Source organism: Micromonospora gifhornensis, assembly GCF_016863515.1.
GTDB lineage: Bacteria > Actinomycetota > Actinomycetes > Mycobacteriales > Micromonosporaceae > Micromonospora > Micromonospora gifhornensis.
The window spans coordinates 92,933-108,506 of sequence record NZ_BOPA01000014.1; the positions used below are offsets into that span (position 1 = coordinate 92,933).

Annotated in this window: 18 protein-coding genes; 15 read left to right on the forward strand and 3 right to left on the reverse strand. The window is 70.8% G+C overall.

Annotation, left to right across the window (positions count from 1 at the left end):
* Nucleotides 1-9: 9 nt before the first annotated feature.
* Together Vgi01_RS08640 and Vgi01_RS08645 are read right to left on the reverse strand one after the other, a co-directional pair.
* Entirely contained in the window at nucleotides 10-699 is a 690-nt protein-coding gene (locus Vgi01_RS08640) for a hypothetical protein (RefSeq protein ID WP_102659557.1), read from the reverse strand.
* 2 nt (nucleotides 700-701) lie between these two features.
* A complete protein-coding gene (locus Vgi01_RS08645) occupies nucleotides 702-1,079 on the reverse strand; it encodes a PadR family transcriptional regulator (protein WP_102659556.1) in 378 nt (125 codons plus the stop codon).
* A gap of 280 nt (nucleotides 1,080-1,359) precedes the next feature.
* On the opposite strand from Vgi01_RS08645, the gene Vgi01_RS08650 reads away from it, so the two are divergent.
* The 9 genes from Vgi01_RS08650 (at nucleotide 1,360) to Vgi01_RS08690 (ending at nucleotide 8,273) form a co-directional block, all read left to right on the forward strand.
* The gene (locus tag Vgi01_RS08650) at nucleotides 1,360-1,662 is read left to right on the forward strand and encodes an urease subunit gamma (protein WP_013734263.1); all 303 of its coding nucleotides are present in this window, start codon (nucleotides 1,360-1,362) and stop codon (nucleotides 1,660-1,662) included.
* Nucleotides 1,659-1,988 carry an urease subunit beta gene (locus tag Vgi01_RS08655; RefSeq protein ID WP_102659555.1) on the forward strand — a complete coding sequence of 110 codons (330 nt, stop codon included), beginning with the start codon at nucleotides 1,659-1,661 and terminating at the stop codon, nucleotides 1,986-1,988. Before Vgi01_RS08650 ends, Vgi01_RS08655 begins: the two co-directional genes overlap by 4 nt.
* Nucleotides 1,985-3,688 (forward strand): urease subunit alpha, encoded by a 1,704-nt coding sequence (locus Vgi01_RS08660; protein ID WP_204290640.1) that lies wholly within the window; start codon nucleotides 1,985-1,987, stop codon nucleotides 3,686-3,688. Before Vgi01_RS08655 ends, Vgi01_RS08660 begins: the two co-directional genes overlap by 4 nt.
* Nucleotides 3,688-4,389: an urease accessory protein UreF gene (locus Vgi01_RS08665; protein WP_102659553.1), complete on the forward strand. Its 702-nt coding sequence runs from the start codon at nucleotides 3,688-3,690 to the stop codon at nucleotides 4,387-4,389. The genes Vgi01_RS08660 and Vgi01_RS08665 overlap by 1 nt, the downstream gene beginning before the upstream one ends.
* Nucleotides 4,379-5,134, forward strand: a complete 756-nt coding sequence (ureG, locus tag Vgi01_RS08670) for an urease accessory protein UreG (protein ID WP_204290641.1) — start codon at nucleotides 4,379-4,381, stop codon at nucleotides 5,132-5,134. The genes Vgi01_RS08665 and ureG overlap by 11 nt, the downstream gene beginning before the upstream one ends.
* Nucleotides 5,134-5,901 carry an urease accessory protein UreD gene (locus Vgi01_RS08675; protein WP_204290642.1) on the forward strand — a complete coding sequence of 256 codons (768 nt, stop codon included), beginning with the start codon at nucleotides 5,134-5,136 and terminating at the stop codon, nucleotides 5,899-5,901. Before ureG ends, Vgi01_RS08675 begins: the two co-directional genes overlap by 1 nt.
* Nucleotides 5,902-5,989: 88 nt before the next feature.
* Nucleotides 5,990-6,337 (forward strand): DUF6968 family protein, encoded by a 348-nt coding sequence (locus tag Vgi01_RS08680; protein WP_204290643.1) that lies wholly within the window; start codon nucleotides 5,990-5,992, stop codon nucleotides 6,335-6,337.
* Nucleotides 6,338-6,416: 79 nt separating this feature from the next.
* Nucleotides 6,417-7,163, forward strand: a complete 747-nt coding sequence (locus Vgi01_RS08685) for an SAM-dependent methyltransferase (RefSeq protein ID WP_204290644.1) — start codon at nucleotides 6,417-6,419, stop codon at nucleotides 7,161-7,163.
* 87 nt (nucleotides 7,164-7,250) lie between these two features.
* Nucleotides 7,251-8,273: a serine hydrolase gene (locus tag Vgi01_RS08690; RefSeq protein ID WP_204290645.1), complete on the forward strand. Its 1,023-nt coding sequence runs from the start codon at nucleotides 7,251-7,253 to the stop codon at nucleotides 8,271-8,273.
* 226 nt (nucleotides 8,274-8,499) lie between these two features.
* On the opposite strand, the gene Vgi01_RS08695 is transcribed toward Vgi01_RS08690, so the two are convergent.
* Nucleotides 8,500-8,943, reverse strand: coding sequence for a MarR family winged helix-turn-helix transcriptional regulator (locus Vgi01_RS08695; RefSeq protein WP_204290646.1), 444 nt, complete (start codon nucleotides 8,941-8,943; stop codon nucleotides 8,500-8,502).
* Between the two features lie 96 nt (nucleotides 8,944-9,039).
* Between Vgi01_RS08695 and Vgi01_RS08700 the strand changes: the two genes are divergently transcribed.
* From Vgi01_RS08700 to urtE, 6 genes are all read left to right on the forward strand, one after another.
* Nucleotides 9,040-10,167, forward strand: coding sequence for a substrate-binding domain-containing protein (locus tag Vgi01_RS08700; protein ID WP_233197016.1), 1,128 nt, complete (start codon nucleotides 9,040-9,042; stop codon nucleotides 10,165-10,167).
* A 482-nt stretch (nucleotides 10,168-10,649) separates the two neighbouring features.
* On the forward strand, nucleotides 10,650-11,894 hold the full coding sequence (gene urtA, locus Vgi01_RS08705; RefSeq protein ID WP_204290647.1) for an urea ABC transporter substrate-binding protein: 1,245 nt from the start codon (nucleotides 10,650-10,652) through the stop codon (nucleotides 11,892-11,894).
* A gap of 71 nt (nucleotides 11,895-11,965) precedes the next feature.
* A complete protein-coding gene (urtB, locus tag Vgi01_RS08710) occupies nucleotides 11,966-12,853 on the forward strand; it encodes an urea ABC transporter permease subunit UrtB (protein ID WP_102660309.1) in 888 nt (295 codons plus the stop codon).
* The gene (gene urtC / locus Vgi01_RS08715; RefSeq protein ID WP_204290648.1) at nucleotides 12,850-14,010 is read left to right on the forward strand and encodes an urea ABC transporter permease subunit UrtC; all 1,161 of its coding nucleotides are present in this window, start codon (nucleotides 12,850-12,852) and stop codon (nucleotides 14,008-14,010) included. Before urtB ends, urtC begins: the two co-directional genes overlap by 4 nt.
* A complete protein-coding gene (urtD, locus tag Vgi01_RS08720) occupies nucleotides 14,007-14,774 on the forward strand; it encodes an urea ABC transporter ATP-binding protein UrtD (RefSeq protein ID WP_204290649.1) in 768 nt (255 codons plus the stop codon). Before urtC ends, urtD begins: the two co-directional genes overlap by 4 nt.
* Entirely contained in the window at nucleotides 14,774-15,466 is a 693-nt protein-coding gene (gene urtE, locus Vgi01_RS08725; RefSeq protein ID WP_102660303.1) for an urea ABC transporter ATP-binding subunit UrtE, read from the forward strand. The genes urtD and urtE overlap by 1 nt, the downstream gene beginning before the upstream one ends.
* The last annotated feature ends 108 nt before the right edge of the window (nucleotides 15,467-15,574 follow it).

Below are 15,574 nucleotides of genomic sequence, written 5' to 3' on the forward strand. Positions count from 1 at the left end.
GCGGGCACGTCAGGCGGGTTCGACTGCGGCGTCGGGCGCAGCGCCGGTGGCCCGCCGGCGCTCGCGCAGCGACAGGCGACGGGCCAGTACCGTGGCGCCGGCCAGCGCGGCGAGCACCATGACGACTTCGACGACCAGCACCTCCGGTGCGGTGCTGTAGTCGGTGGACCAGGCGTACGCCATGGTGATCGGGGTGACGACGATGCCGGCCGCCGGCAGCAGCAGGCTCATCAGCAGGGCGGTTCTCCGGATCTGGGGCAGGTCGCGTAGCCGGAGCCGAACCGCGGTGACCGCCCCGGCCACCACCACGGCGGCCGGCACGCCGTAGTAGACGACTACAGCGACCTGGACCGGGATCTCGATCGAACGGGGGATGTCGATCAAACGGACGAGCAGCGGATACAGCGCTGTGAAGATGCCGGCACCGAGCAGGCTGCCGAGCAGGGCACCGGCCAACGCGGTCAGCAGGAGACGGTGGTATTCCGGGCGTACCCGCCGGACAGCGGCCTCGTCGGCGAGCCGTCGGGCGAAGCCGGCCACGTCACCGCCGACCAACTGCACCGGGTCGCCCCCGTCGGCGGCCGCGGCGGCCAGATCGAGGCGCAGGTCGGCGGCGAGTACCCGCCGATCGGCCGAACTGACGCCGTAGGCCCGCCACGCACGGTCGGCCTCGGACAGGACGCTGTCGATGGTCTCCACGGTCAACTCCTGGGCGGGCTGTGGTCGGTCGGGACGAGGATGGCGTCGACGGTGCCGGCGAAGCGGGTCCACTGGTTCTGCCAGGCATCGAGGCGAGCGCGTCCGGCCCTGGTCAGCGCGTACACCTTGCGGGGTGGGCCGGTCGGACTGATCTGCTGTTCGTCGGCGACGAGGCCGAGGCGGCGCATCCGGGTCAGCAGCGGATAGAGGGTGCCGTAGCTGATCGTGCTGAAGCCGGCCGACTCCATCCGCCGCACCAGCTCGTAACCGTGGGCGGGTTCGCGGGACAGCAGCGCCAGCAGGCACATGTCCAGCACGCCGCGCAGAAGCTGGGTCTGACGGTCGTTGTCGTCGGTCGGTTGGCCTTCTGCCACTACCATGCGAGGCATAATACCGCGCTATTTGGTGTCGCGATATACCGAAGTTGGTACGGGTGTTGCCGACGGCCGCGTGATCCCTTACGGTCGGCTCAGCGGTGGGCGGTGCGGTCCGCATCCGAGAAGACACCGTCGGTGCCTCGCCAGGTGGGCCGGGAGGGTGGAACTCCCGAGGCCCGCACACGTGGCGGGACTCGACGGGCGAGCCCCGAACCGTGGGACGGCGCGTCGAGGCGTCGCTGCCGGCGGTCGACGGGGCGCGGACACCCACCGGGAGCCACCCTTGTATCTCACTCCCCATGAGCAGGATCGTCTGCTCGTCCACGTGGCGGCCGATGTCGCCCGGCGCCGTCGTGAACGCGGCCTGCGTCTGAACTATCCCGAAGCCGTCGCGGTGATCACCGCCTTCCTGCTCGAAGGTGCCCGCGACGGGCGCTCCGTGGTCGACCTGATGTCCGCCGGTCGTACCGTGCTGACCCGCGAGGACGTCCAGGACGGCATCCCCGAGTTGCTGGGGGAGGTGCAGGTGGAGGCGACGTTCCCGGACGGCACCAAGTTGGTGACGGTGCACCACCCGATCCCGTGATCCCGGGGGAGATCCTGCCGGCCGCCGACCCGGTGGAGATCAACGTTGGTCGGCCGGTGACCACCCTGCTGGTGGTCAACACCGGCGACCGACCGGTGCAGGTCGGCTCGCACTACCACTTCGCCGAGGCCAACCCCGCGCTGGACTTCGACCGGGACATCGCCTGGGGGCAGCGGCTGGCCGTACCGGCGGGCACCTCGGTGCGTTTCGAACCGGGGGTGAGCCGCAGTGTCGACCTGGTGCCGTTGGCCGGTGCCCGGATCGTGCCCGGCCTGCGGGGCGAGTGCGGCGGGGCACTGGACGCCGAGCCGGGAGGAGCGGCATGAGCATCGTCGAGCGAAACCGTTATGTCGCCCTGTACGGGCCGACTACCGGTGACCGGATCCGGTTGGCCGACACCAACCTGCTCATCGAGGTCGAACACGACCACTGCGTCGGCGGCGACGAGGCGGTCTTCGGCGGCGGCAAGGTGATCCGCGAGTCGATGGGCCAGTCCCGGGCCACCCGGGCCGCGGGCGCCCTGGATACCGTCATCACCGGTGCCGTGGTGCTCGACCACTGGGGTGTGGTCAAGGCCGACGTGGGGCTGCGCGACGGGCGGATCGTGGCGCTGGGCCGGGCCGGCAACCCGGACACCATGGACGGGGTGCACCCCGACCTGGTGATCGGCCCGGCCACCGAGGTCATCGCCGGCAACGGTCGCATCCTCACCGCCGGAGCGGTCGACACCCACGTGCACTTCATCTGCCCGCAGATCGTCACCGAGGCCCTCGCCGGTGGGGTCACCACCCTGGTCGGCGGTGGCACCGGGCCGGCCGAGGGCACCCGGGCCACCACGGTCACGCCGAACGCCTGGCACCTGGCCCGGATGCACGAGGCCCTGGACGCGTTCCCGGTCAACGTGCTGCTGCTCGGCAAGGGCAACACGGTCTCCACCGAGGCGCTGTGGGAGCAGCTGCGGGCCGGTGCCGGCGGGTTCAAGCTGCACGAGGACTGGGGCACCACCCCGGCCGCCATCGACGCCTGTTTGCGGGTGGCGGACGCCTCCGGGGTGCAGGTGTCCATCCACACCGACACCCTCAACGAGGCCGGGTTCGTCGCCGACACGCTGCGGGCGATCGGCGGGCGGGCCATCCACTCGTACCACACCGAGGGGGCCGGGGGCGGGCACGCGCCGGACATCATCACCGTCGCCGGGGAACCCAACGTGCTGCCCTCGTCGACCAACCCGACCCGCCCGTACACCCGCAACACCCTCGCCGAGCACCTCGACATGCTGATGGTCTGTCACCACCTGAACCCGGCCGTACCGGAGGACCTGGCCTTCGCCGAAAGCCGGATCCGGCCGTCCACCATGGCCGCCGAGGACCTGCTGCACGACCTCGGCGCGATCTCCATCATCGGCTCCGACTCGCAGGCGATGGGCCGGGTCGGCGAGGTCGTGCTGCGTACCTGGCAGAGCGCGCACGTGATGAAGGCCCGGGTGGGGGCGCTGCCGGGTGACGGCGCCGCCGACAACCACCGGGCCCGGCGGTACGTGGCGAAGTACACCATCTGCGCGGCCATGGCCAACGGCCTCGACCACGAGATCGGGTCGGTGGAGCCGGGCAAGCTGGCCGACCTGGTGCTCTGGGAACCGGCCTTCTTCGGCGTACGACCGCACCTGGTCATCAAGGGCGGCATGATCGCGTACGCGCAGATGGGGGACGCGAACGCCTCGATCCCGACCCCGCAGCCGATGTTGCCGCGGCCGATGTTCGGTGCCTACGGCGGTGCGGCGGCGGCGACCAGCCTGGCGTTCGTCGCCCCGGCGGCGCTGGAGGCCGGGCTGCGCCTCGACGTACGCCGCCGGGTGGTGCCGGTGGCCGACGTGCGTTCACGTGGCAAGGCGGACCTGCCGGAGAACAACGCCCTGCCGCGCATCGAGGTCGACCCGGACACCTTCACCGTCCGCATCGACGGCGAGGTGGTCGAACCGGATCCGGTGACCGAACTGCCCATGGCCCAGCGGTACTTCCTGTTCTGATGACCGCGACGACGATTCAGCTGCTTGTCGCCGACGGGCGGTTCCCGGCCGGGGCGCACGCCCACTCGTCCGGTCTGGAGGCGGCCGTCGCGGCCGGGCGGGTGACCGACCTGTCCACGCTCGACGAGTACCTGCGCGGTCGACTGGCCACCGCCGGGTTGGTCGCGGCGGCCTTCGCGGCGGCGGCCCGGTCCGTGGCCGCGCCGCCGGGGTCGGACGAGGCCCCCGGTCGACGGTCAGCGCTCGCCCTGCTCGATGCGGAACTGGATGCCCGTACCGCCTCGCCGGCGCAGCGGGCGGTGTCCCGTCGGCAGGGCCGTGCGCTGCTGCGGGCCGGTCGGGAGATCTGGTCGGCCGCGACCTTCGACGATCTGCCCGCCACACCGGGCGGCCCGCACCAACCGCTCGCGCTCGGTCTGGTCGGGGCCGCCGCCGGCCTCGACGCGGCACAGGTCGCCACGGTCGCCGTACACGCCACGGTGACCGGGTCGGCAAGCGCCGCCGTACGCCTGCTCGGTCTCGATCCGTACCAGGTGCAGGCCCTGCTGGTGCGGCTCGCCGACGCCTGCGACGCGACCGCGACCCGCGCGGCGCGGGCCGCCGAACTACCACCGCGGCGGCTGCCCGCCGCCGCAGCGCCACTTGCCGACATCCACGCCGAAGCTCATGCCACCTGGGAGGTGCGTCTCTTTGCGTCCTGACATCGCGCACGACGAGTCTGTTCCCCACACCCACCCCGAACCGGGGGTCGACCCGCACGCCCCGCTGCCCACCGCCGTCCGGGCGCTGCGGGTCGGCATCGGCGGCCCGGTCGGCTCCGGCAAGACCGCCCTGGTCGCCGCGCTGTGCCGGGCCTTCGCCGACGAACTGCGCCTCGGTGTGGTGACCAACGACATCTACACCACCGAAGACGCCGACTTCCTCAAGCGGGCCGGGGTGCTCGACCCGTCCCGGATCCGCGCGGTGGAGACCGGCTGCTGCCCGCACACCGCCATCCGCGACGACATCGGCGCGAACCTCGACGCGGTCGACGAACTGGCCGAAGCACTGGGCCCGCTGGACCTGGTGCTTGTCGAGAGCGGCGGCGACAACCTGACCGCCACCTTCAGCCGCGGGCTGGTCGACCGGCAGATCTTCGTGGTCGACGTGGCCGGCGGGGACAAGGTGCCACGCAAGGGCGGTCCGGGAGTGACCGCCGCCGACCTCCTGGTGATCAACAAGACGGATCTGGCGCCGATGGTCGGCGCGGACCTGTCCGTGATGGACCGCGACGCCCGGGCCCGGCGCGGCAGCCTGCCCACGGTGTTCCAGTCCATCACCGAGGATCCCCTCGCCACCCAGGTCGCCGCGTGGATCCGGCACGAACTGGCCCACCACCGCGCCACCGGCCTCGATTCCGCGCCCAGCGCCGGTACCCGGGCGGCGGTTCCCGCCGGGCAGGCCTGATGCGGGCCACCGCCCGGCTGGTGGCCCGTGCCGACCGGCACGGCCGCACCACCCTGGCCGAGCTGCGCGGCGAGAGCCCACTGCTGCTGCGCCAGGTCCCCGGCCCGGACGGTGGCGTCACGGTGTACGTCGTCGGCGGGGCGGCCGGTCCGCTCGCCGGCGACGACCTGCGGCTGGACGTCGAGGTCGGCCCGGGTGCGGTGGTACGCGTGCACACAGTCGCCGCCTCCATCGCGCTGCCGGGCCGCCCCGGCGCGGTCTCCCGGATGCTGGTACGGGCCACCGTCGAGGCGGAGGCCGTCCTGCACTGGCTGCCGGAGCAACTGGTCGCCGCGGCCGGCTGCGCGCACGTCGCCGACGCCCAGGTGGAAGTCGCCGAAGGCGGCACCCTGCACTGGCGGGACGAGTTGATCTGCGGCCGGCACGGCGAGCAGCCCGGTCACGCCGAGATCAACACCTGGGTGGACCTGGCAGGTCGGCCGCTGTTGCGCCAGTCGTTGACGGTCGGACCCGAGGCACCAGGCTGGGCCGGCCCGGCGGTCCTCGGAGGCGCACCGGCCACCGGCTCGCTGCTCGTCGTCGACCCGACCCTACCCCCCGCCACACCGTTGGTACGGGGCACGCTCGCCCGCCTGCCGTTGGCCGGTGGGCCGGCGACCCTCTGGACCGCCACCGCTCCCGACGCACACACCCTGCGGTCGTATCTTGAGCCGGACGATCCTGCGGACAGCCTCGCTGCTGCGACCGGGGGAAGATCGGCCGGGTGAGATTCGGCTGGGTGAGATTCGGCCGGGTGAGATTCGGTCAGGGGAGATCGGACCGGAGGAGATTCGGTCGGGGGAGAGGAGCACGAGGTTGTCCGGACTGGGTGAGGTCGTCGCCGAGCGGCGCATCGTGGTCATCGACCCCGAAGGTGCCACCTCGGAACTGGTGGTCCGCCTCGGGAGGCCGTATCCGGATCCGTTGTCGCACAACGGCGACTGGGGTTGCCCGTTCCAGGTCGAAGGGCTGGGCGAGGATTCGGTGCAGACTGCGTACGGAGTGGACTCCCTACAAGCGCTGCTGCTGGCCGCGTACCGGGTCCGGCTGCTGCTGGCCGAGCACGCCGAGCAGACCTCGGCCCGGCTGGACTGGCTGGGACAGCCGGACTTCGGCCTGCGTGTCGACCCGGGACCGACCGTGCCACCTGCCAGCCTGGGTTGAGCGGCCGGTCCCTGGTAATCCGGCCGGTCCCTGGTAATCCGGTTGGCCCCGATGTCGCCGGTGGCTAGCGTCCCGGTGCATGGACCTGCCGCGACAATTCGTCATCCGCGAGGGTGACCTGCGCATCCTCAACCCCTTCGACGCGGACAAGCTGGCCACCCTGGGCCGCGCACTGAAGCTCGCCCCGGGCACGTCGATCCTTGACCTGTGCAGCGGCAAGGGCGAGCTGCTCTGCACCTGGGCCCGCGATCACGGGGTGACCGGCACCGGTGTGGACATCAGCACCGCCTTCACCGCCGCCGCCCGGCAGCGGGCGACCGAGCTGGGCGTGTCCGATCAGGTCCAGTTCGTCCATGGCGACGCCGCCTCGTACGTGGCCGACGAACCGGTCGACGTGGCAACGTGTGTCGGGGCCACCTGGATCGGCGACGGTGTTCCCGGCACTCTGGAGATCCTGGCCCGCCGACTACGGCCCGGTGGGATGGCGCTGGTCGGTGAGCCGTACTGGCGGATCGACCCGCCGGACCAGGCGACCGTCGAGGGCTGCGACGTCACCAACCGGGACGACTTCCGGGACCTGCCCGGCCTGGTCGGGCTCTTCGGTGAGCAGGGCTGGGACGTGGTCGAGATGGTGCTGGCCGACCAGGACAGCTGGGACCGCTACGCGGCGGCCCACTGGCTCAACCTGCGCCGCTGGCTGGACGACAACCCGGACGACCCGCTCGCTCCCGAGCTACGTCAGGAGTTGACCGAGGATCCGTTGCGCCACGTGCGCTACCGCCGCGACCACCTGGGCTGGGGAGTTTTCGCTCTGATCCGCCGCTGACCGGTACTGCACTGGATCAGGTGATATGGCACCGTGTGTCCGGTGCCGGCACCTGCCGGGTTGGAGCGCTGAGCGGAGGAGTGGCGAATGGCCGAGCAGATGAGTCGTCGGGCCGCCATCGGGATCGGGGCGGCGACGGCGGCGTTTGTCGCAACGCCAGGCAGAGCCGTGGCGGCACCGGGCCCCGACGCAGGCTCGTCGGTCGGCACCCGGCCGGCGGCGGAGGTGATCCGGCGTGCGTACCGGAGGCAGAAGGCGCTGGCGGGGGGTTCGTGGCACACGCATGTCGCGATGGTCGGTGCCGCCGGTGGGCTGAGTGTCGTCGTGGACGACGACGCCGACCGGGTGACGCACGGCTACAGCGTGCAGAAGCTCGCCGTCGCGGTGGCCGTCATGGACAAGATCGACCGTGGTGAGCTGTCCCTCGGTCAGCGTCTGGACCTGACCGGAGACATCATCCTCGGCGGCAGCGGGATCTACTTTCTGCACACCGTCTGGGGCGACGAGATCACCGTGGCGAACTTCCTCACCGCGCTGCTGCTCGTCTCCGACAACACCGCCGTACGAATGTGTGGCCGGGTGGTGCCGGCCCTGGAGATCAACCAGATCCTCGCGGCCAAGGGCTTCACCCACACCCGGGTCGAGCCGGTGGCCAACCCGAACCGGTTCTTCCTCGGCGTGACCACCCCACGCGAGACCCACGACCTGCTGTGGCGGCTGGTCAACAAGACCCTGCTGTCCCCCCGGTCCAGCGACTTCCTGCTCGGGATCCTGCGCTGGATCAACGGCTACCACGACGGAATCCGTCGTGACATGTCCTCGGCCGAGCGCAGCCGGGTGGCCACCAAGTACGGCGCGGACTACGACTCGCAGGGAGCTGCCCGACACGAGGTGGGCGTCATGTTCGACCCCACCGGCGCACCCACCCTTACCTACGCCTTCTTCGCCGACTCCCTCGGCGACCTGGACAACTACGGCGGCACCCACCCGGCCGTACGCGCCCATGCGGTTCTCGGCCGCACCATGTTCGACGCCATCTCCCCGACCACCAACCGCACCGCACCCGCCCGCCACCGCGTCCCCCGCTTCCACCCCAACAACGGCGGCTGACCACCCCACCCTCACACCCTCCCACCCTCTCGCTCCCTCCCCCTGGCCTCGACCTCGCCCCCGCTGACCCCGTCGATCTTGCACTTTCTGTCGGGGCATAACGCCCCAAAAGCCGCGAATCCGCGACCAAAAGTGCAAGATCGACGGGGCGGGGCGGGGTGGGGCGGGGCGAGGCGGGGTGGGGTGGGGTGGGGTGGGGCGAGTGGGGGTGGGGGAGGGGGCCGGGTTAGGCGGGGGTGGGGGTGGGGTGGGGGGTTAGGCGGGTGATGAGGGCGGAGAGGTGGGTGGCGAGGGTGGGGTCGTCCACTGTGCTGAGGGCGGCCAGGTCGGCCTGGATCAGCATGGAGAGGCGTTCGTGCTCGCGGCGGCCTCGGGCGGTCAGGTAGGCCCGGATGCGGCGGCGGTCGATCGGGTCGACCCGACGGAAGACCAGGTTGCGGTCGACGAGTTGGTCGACCAGCTTGGTCAGGGTGCCCGGGGGCAGGGACGCCTCGGCGGCCACTTCGCTCATCGGGTGGCCCAGCCCGTCGGCGAGCAGACCGAGCACCCGCCACGCCTCGATGGTGAGCCCTTCGTCGGTCAGCAGGGCGCCGACCCGGCGGGAGAGCAGTCGTTCGGCGCGGGTGAGCAGGGGCAGCAGGTCGGCTGCGGAGCCGGGGAACTCTGACATGTCACTCCCGCCTTGCGGTTGCCGGTCATCGTACCGAGACGTCCCGCCCAATGGGGAGAACTGGTCACCGGGATCGGCGACGGCCACGATGTGTTCATGTCCGGTCCGGCATCGGGGAACGGGAGTCCATCGGCGACGTCGAGTGTCGCCGCCGGGACGTCCTGGCTGACTGTCGACCGGGGCGTGGTCAGCATCGCGTTGGTGGTGCCGATGCGGGGGCCCGCCGGGATGTTCGGCCCGAGCTGCGAGCTGTGCGCCCAACTCGCGGTGGAGGAGGTCAACAACCGGGGCGGGGTGCTCGGTCGCCAACTGCGGCTGATCCCGGTCGACGGCGGGGCACCGCCGGCCGAGGTGGCCGCCGAGGTCGAGGCGCTGGTGTCGGTCGGTGCGGTGCAGGGCGTCACCGGTTGGCACATCTCCTCGGTCCGTCAGGCGGTGGCACCGCGCATCGCGCACCGGGTGCCGTACGTCTACACCGCGCTGTACGAGGGCGGTGAGCGTACCGAAGGGGTCTTCCTGACCAGCGAGACCCCTGATGCGCAGCTGTTGCCGGCGATGCGGGTGCTCGCCACCGACCTGGGGGTGCGGCGCTGGTTCGTGGTCGGCAACGACTACGTCTGGCCTCGGCGGACCACGCAGGCCGCCTACCGGTACGCGCAGCGCAACGGTGGCCGCGTGGTCGGGCATCATTTCCTGCCGCTGGAGACCCACGACTACGCCGAGGTGTTGCGGCGTATCGAGCGTAGCGACGCCGACGCGGTGCTGATGCTGCTGGTCGGCGCGGACGCGGTGCGCTTCAACCGAGCGTTCGCCCGCTCCGGGCTGGATCAGCGCTGTCTGCGGCTGAGCACGCTGATGGACGAGAACATGCTGCTGGCCAGCGGGGTGGCCGGCACCCGAGGGCTGTTCAGCACAGCCGGTTTCTTCGCCGGCCTGGTCACTCCGGAGAATCTGGACTTCCACGGTGCGTTCGCCCGCCGCTTCGGGTTGGAGGCACCGCCGTTGGGCAGCCTCGGCGAGTCCTGTTACGAGGGGGTCATGCTGCTGGCCGCGCTCATCGCCAAGGCCGGCACGCTTGACGTCCGGGCGGTGGAGGCGTCGGCGGACGTGGTGTCGTACGACGGACCGCGTGGTGAGTTGCGGCTGCGGCGGCGGCACGTGCGTCAGCGCATCTACCTGGCTGAGGCCGACGGTCTGGATTTCACAGTCGTCGCCGAGCTCTGACCCGCGGCAGCGTGATCGGGCCGAATCGATCAGGGCGTGACCCGACCGTGCCTTGACACGCCCGGGAAGCGGCCACATAAGATACTTCCTGCGTGAAGTATCCGGTGCCGAGCCGGAAGTCGCCAACCGCTCGACGGCAGTCCAATAATTGCCGTCCACTGCGGCCGATAATCGTATGCCGGTCGCCTGTACGCCCTTTTGGGGCAGCAGGTGCCGGCATTTTCCGTGTCCACGACACCGGCCGTTACGCGGCAGCGGAAACAGTCTATTGAGGATCGGGAAACATCCGCGCAATGAAGCGGATCGAAGCTTTCCCTGCCCGATATCCGAATCGGTGCCCGGCCGGCGTCCACCCGCCCCGCCGGACGCCGCGATGTTCCACCGGACCGCACCGCAAATCGCAGCTCGACATCCTCGCTCGGGACCGGCGTTCGTTTCCGGGCAACTGACTCCACGCTTCACGTGCGACGCAGGGAGATTTGATGACACTGTTCCGGGGACGACGCATCCTGGCGGGTGCCATGACCCTGGTCGCCGCGGCCGCGCTGGCCGCGTGCGGCAGTAAGACCACCGACGAGAAGGTCTCCGCCGGCGTCACCGCCGACACCTCCGGCGACACCGTCAAGGTGGGCCTGCTCAACTCCCTGTCCGGCACGATGGCCATCAGCGAGGTCACCGTCCGCGACTCGATCATGCTGGCGATCGAGGAGATCAACACGGCGGGCGGGGTGCTCGGCAAGAAGATCCAACCCGTCGGTGAGGACGGCGCCTCCGACTGGCCGACCTTCGCCGAAAAGGCCGAGAAACTGATCCGCGAGGACCGGGTGGCAGCCGTCTTCGGCTGCTGGACCTCGGCCAGCCGAAAGGCAGTCAAGCCGGTCTTCGAGAAGCACAAGGCGCTGCTGTTCTACCCGGTGCAGTACGAGGGACTGGAGCAGTCGCCGTACATCTTCTACACCGGGGCGACGACCAACCAGCAGATCGTTCCCGGCCTGGACTACCTCAAGGCACAGGGCGCCAAGTCGCTCTACCTGGTCGGTTCCGACTACGTCTTCCCGCGCACCGCGAACAAAATCATCAAGGCGTACGCCGAGGCCAACGGAATGACGGTGCTGGGGGAGGAGTACGCCCCGCTCGGCTCCACCGAGTTCGGCACGATCACCAACAAGGTGAAGTCATCCGGTGCCGACGCGGTCTTCAACACCCTCAACGGTGACAGCAACGTCGCCTTCTTCAAGGAGTACAAGTCCGCCGGGCTGACCGCCACCAGCATGCCGGTGGTGTCGGTGTCGATCGCCGAGGAGGAGGTCAAGAGCATCGGCACCCAGTACCTGGAGGGGCAGCTGACCGCCTGGAACTACTACCAGACCACGCCGGGTGCGGCGAACGAGAAGTTCGTCGCCGCGTACAAGGCCAAGTACGGGAAGGACAAGCCGACGAGCGACCCGATGGAGGCCGCGTACGTCTCGGTCTACCTGTGGAAGGCGATGGTGGAGAAGGCCGGCACCTTCGAGGTGGAGCAGGTCCGCAAGGCCTCCGACGGCATCACCTTCGAGGCGCCCGAGGGCCTGGTCACCGTGGACGGCGCGACCCAGCACATCGCCAAGACCGCCCGCGTCGGCAAGGTCGGCCCGGACGGCCTGATCACCGAGGTGTGGAACTCCGGCAAGCCGATCACCCCGGACCCGTACCTCAAGAGCTACCCGTGGGCCGGTGGCCTGAGCTAGCCGGCAACCGGTTCGGGCGGGACCTGCGGGTTCCGCCCGAACCGCCCCACCAGCAGTACGGAGTACCCACCGTGACAGTTCTCATCGGCCAACTCTTCACCGGCGTCAGCATCGGAGCGGTGCTGCTGCTCATCGCGCTCGGCCTGGCTCTCACGTTCGGCCAGATGGGCGTGATCAACATGGCGCACGGCGAGTTCATCATGGCCGGCGCGTACACCACCTTCGTCCTGCAACAGGTCATCTCGGCGGCCGGCTGGTCACTGCTGATCGCCCTGCCGGTGGCCTTCGTGGTGGCCGGCGCGATGGGTGTGCTGCTGGAGTTCCTGCTGATCCGCCGCCTCTACGCCCGCCCACTTGACACCCTGCTGGTCACCTGGGGGGTGTCGCTGATCCTGCAACAGTTGGCCCGCGACATCTTCGGCAGCCCCAACGTGCAGACCCGCGCCCCCGAGCTGCTCACCGGCAACATCGCGCTGCCCGGCGGGATCACCGTCGCCAACAACCGGCTGTTCATCCTGGCGCTGGCCGGCGGTGCCGTCGTCGCGCTGACCGTCGCGTTGCGCATCACCCCGTTGGGCCGCCGGATCCGGGCCGTGGTGCAGAACCGCGACCTGGCCGCCGTCTCCGGCATCGCCACCGCCCGGGTCGACCGGATGACCTTCTTCATCGGCTCCGGCCTGGCCGGCATCGCCGGTGTCGCCCTCACCCTGCTCGGCCCGATCGGCCCCACCATGGGCACCAACCTGATCATCGACGCCTTCCTGGTGGTCGTGGTCGGCGGGATCGGTCAGCTCAAGGGCACCGTGATCGTCGCCTTCGCCCTGGGCGTGCTCCAGGCCACCGGCGAGTACCTGACCACCCTCAGCGTCGCCAAGGTGATGGTCTTCGTCGCCATCGTCGCGTTCCTCCAGTGGCGGCCCCAGGGCATGTTCACCCTGCGAACCCGGAGCCTGGCATGACCACCGTCGCCCGTGATTCCCGTACCGTCGTCGACCCCGCGCCGCCACCGGCCAAGCCGGCGGCCGGGCCGTCGCGGCACCGCTTCCGCGCCGTGGCCGGCTTCGCCTTCGGCGCCGCGCTGTTGTTCGCCGTGGCACCGCTTGTGCTGTCGGACTTCCGGCTCTCCCTGCTGGCCAAGTACCTCTGCGTGGCGATGGTCGCGATCGGTATCGGCCTGGCCTGGGGGCGCGGCGGCATGCTCGCCCTCGGCCAGGGCGTCTTCTTCGGCCTCGGCGGCTACGCGATGGCCATGCATCTCAAGCTCGCCGACGCGGGACCGGGCAACATGCCCGACTTCATGCTGCTGTACGGGCAACTCGACGAGTTGCCACTGTGGTGGCGACCCTTCGCCAGCCCCTGGTTCGCGCTGCCCGCCACGGTGCTGCTGCCGATGGCGGTGGCGTTCGTGCTCGGCTCGCTGGTGTTCCGCCGCCGGGTCCGCGGCGCGTACTTCGCCATCCTGAGTCAGGCCCTCGCCGCCGCCATGGTGATCCTGCTGATCGGCCAGCAGGGCACCACCGGCGGCACCAACGGCCTCACCGACATCCAGGGCTTCTTCGGCTACGACCTGGACGACCCGGTCAACCAGCGGATGGTCTACTTCATCATCGCCGGCACCCTGCTGGCGCTGCTGGCCCTGGCCCGGCACCTGATGCAGTGCCGCTACGGCGAACTGCTGGTGGCCGTACGCGACGGCGAGGAACGGGTCCGCTTCCTCGGGTACGACCCGGCCACGGTCAAGCTCGTCGCGTACGTGGTGGCCGCCGGCATGGCCGGGCTGGCCGGTGCGCTGTTCGTGCCCGCGGTCGGCATCATCTCCCCGGCCCTGATCGGGATAGTCCCGTCCATCGAGTTCGTCATCGGGGTGGCCGTCGGTGGGCGGGCCACCCTGCTCGGGCCGGTGCTCGGGGCGGTGGCGGTGGCCTGGGCGCGTACCGCCCTGTCGGAACGGTTTCCGGGCGGCTGGACGTACCTGCAGGGGCTGTTGTTCGTGGTGGTGGTGGCGTTCCTGCCCGGCGGCCTGGCCTCGCTTATCGGCCTGGCCCGGCGCGGCGACGGTGAGCGGTGGTTCGGCCGGCTGCGTCGGACCCGCCGCACGGAAGGGCAGGCGTCATGACGGATCAGCTACCCGGACTCTACGTACGGGATCTGCGGGTCAGCTTCGACGGCTTCACCGCGGTCGACGGGGTGAGCCTCGACGTGGCGCCGGGGGACATCCGGTTCCTGATCGGCCCCAACGGTGCCGGCAAGACCACCCTTGTCGACGCGGTGACCGGGCTGGTCAGGGCCACCGGCTCGGTACGCTTCGGCGACCGGGAACTGCTCGGCCGCCCGGTGCACCGGATCAGTCGCCTCGGGGTGGGCCGTACCTTCCAGACCTCGACGGTGTTCGAGGAACTGACCGTCCTGCAGAACCTCGACATCGCGGCCGGTGCCCGGCGCGGCTGGGCGACCCTGCTGCGCCGCCGGCACGGCATCCCCGACGAGGTGGCCGAGGCTCTGGAGGTGATCGGCCTGGCGGGCCGGGCCGACCAACTCGCCGGCACCCTCGCCCACGGTCAGAAGCAGTGGTTGGAGATCGGCATGCTGCTCGTGCAGGACGCCCGGCTGCTGCTGCTCGACGAGCCGGTGGCCGGGATGAGCCACGAGGAACGCGACGCCACAGGTGAGCTGCTGGAGCAGGTCAGCCGGGACCGGACGGTGGTCGTCATCGAGCACGACATGGACTTCCTGCGTCGGTTCGCGCGGACGGTCACCGTGCTGCACGCCGGCCGGGTGCTCAGCGAGGGCAGCGTCGCCCAGGTGCAGGCCGACCCCCGGGTGCAGGAGGTCTACCTCGGCCACCCGGTCGACGCCGGTCCGACCCCTCTGGAGGCATGATGTTCAGTCTGCGTGGCGTGCACGCCGGCTACGGTCGCAGCCGGGTGCTGCACGGCGTCGACGTCCAGGTGCCCGGCGACGGGGTCGCCACGGTGCTCGGGCACAACGGTGCCGGCAAGTCCACCCTGCTGCGGGTCGCCGCCGGGCTGCTGCGGCCCACCGCCGGTCAGGTCGAGTGGGACGGTGAGGACATCACCCGGCTCGCCCCGCACCAGCGGGTCGCCCGGGGCATCGCGTACGTGCCGCAGGGCCAGCAGTGCTTCCCGCACCTGACGGCGGCGGAGAACCTGCGCCTGGTGGCCGACGGTCGCCGCGACGGTGCGGCGGCCACCGCCGAGGTGCTGGACCTGTTCCCGGCACTGCAACCGCTGCTGCGCCGGCGGGCCGGGCTGCTCTCCGGCGGGCAACGCCAGCAACTGGCCATCGCCCGCGCGCTGATCACCCGACCCCGGTTGCTGATGCTCGACGAGCCGACCGAAGGCATCCAGCCGTCGGTGGTGGCCGAGATCCAGGACCGGATCGTGGCGTTGATCGCGCAGACCGGGTTCAGTGTGCTGCTGGTCGAGCAGCATCTCGGGTTCGCGTTGCGGGTCGCCGACCGCTACCACGTGCTGGAGTCCGGGCGGGTCACCTCCTCAGGTGAGGGTGGCGGCGACGCGGAGCACACCGTCCGGGAGGCTCTCGCCGTGTAGCGACGGCGCTTGATCGACTCCGTTTCGCCGGATTGGCGGCGTCCGGTCGGCGGTGGCGCCGCCGAAACGGCGTACGTCCACTTCCGCTGCTGGCGACGACCGCATAAG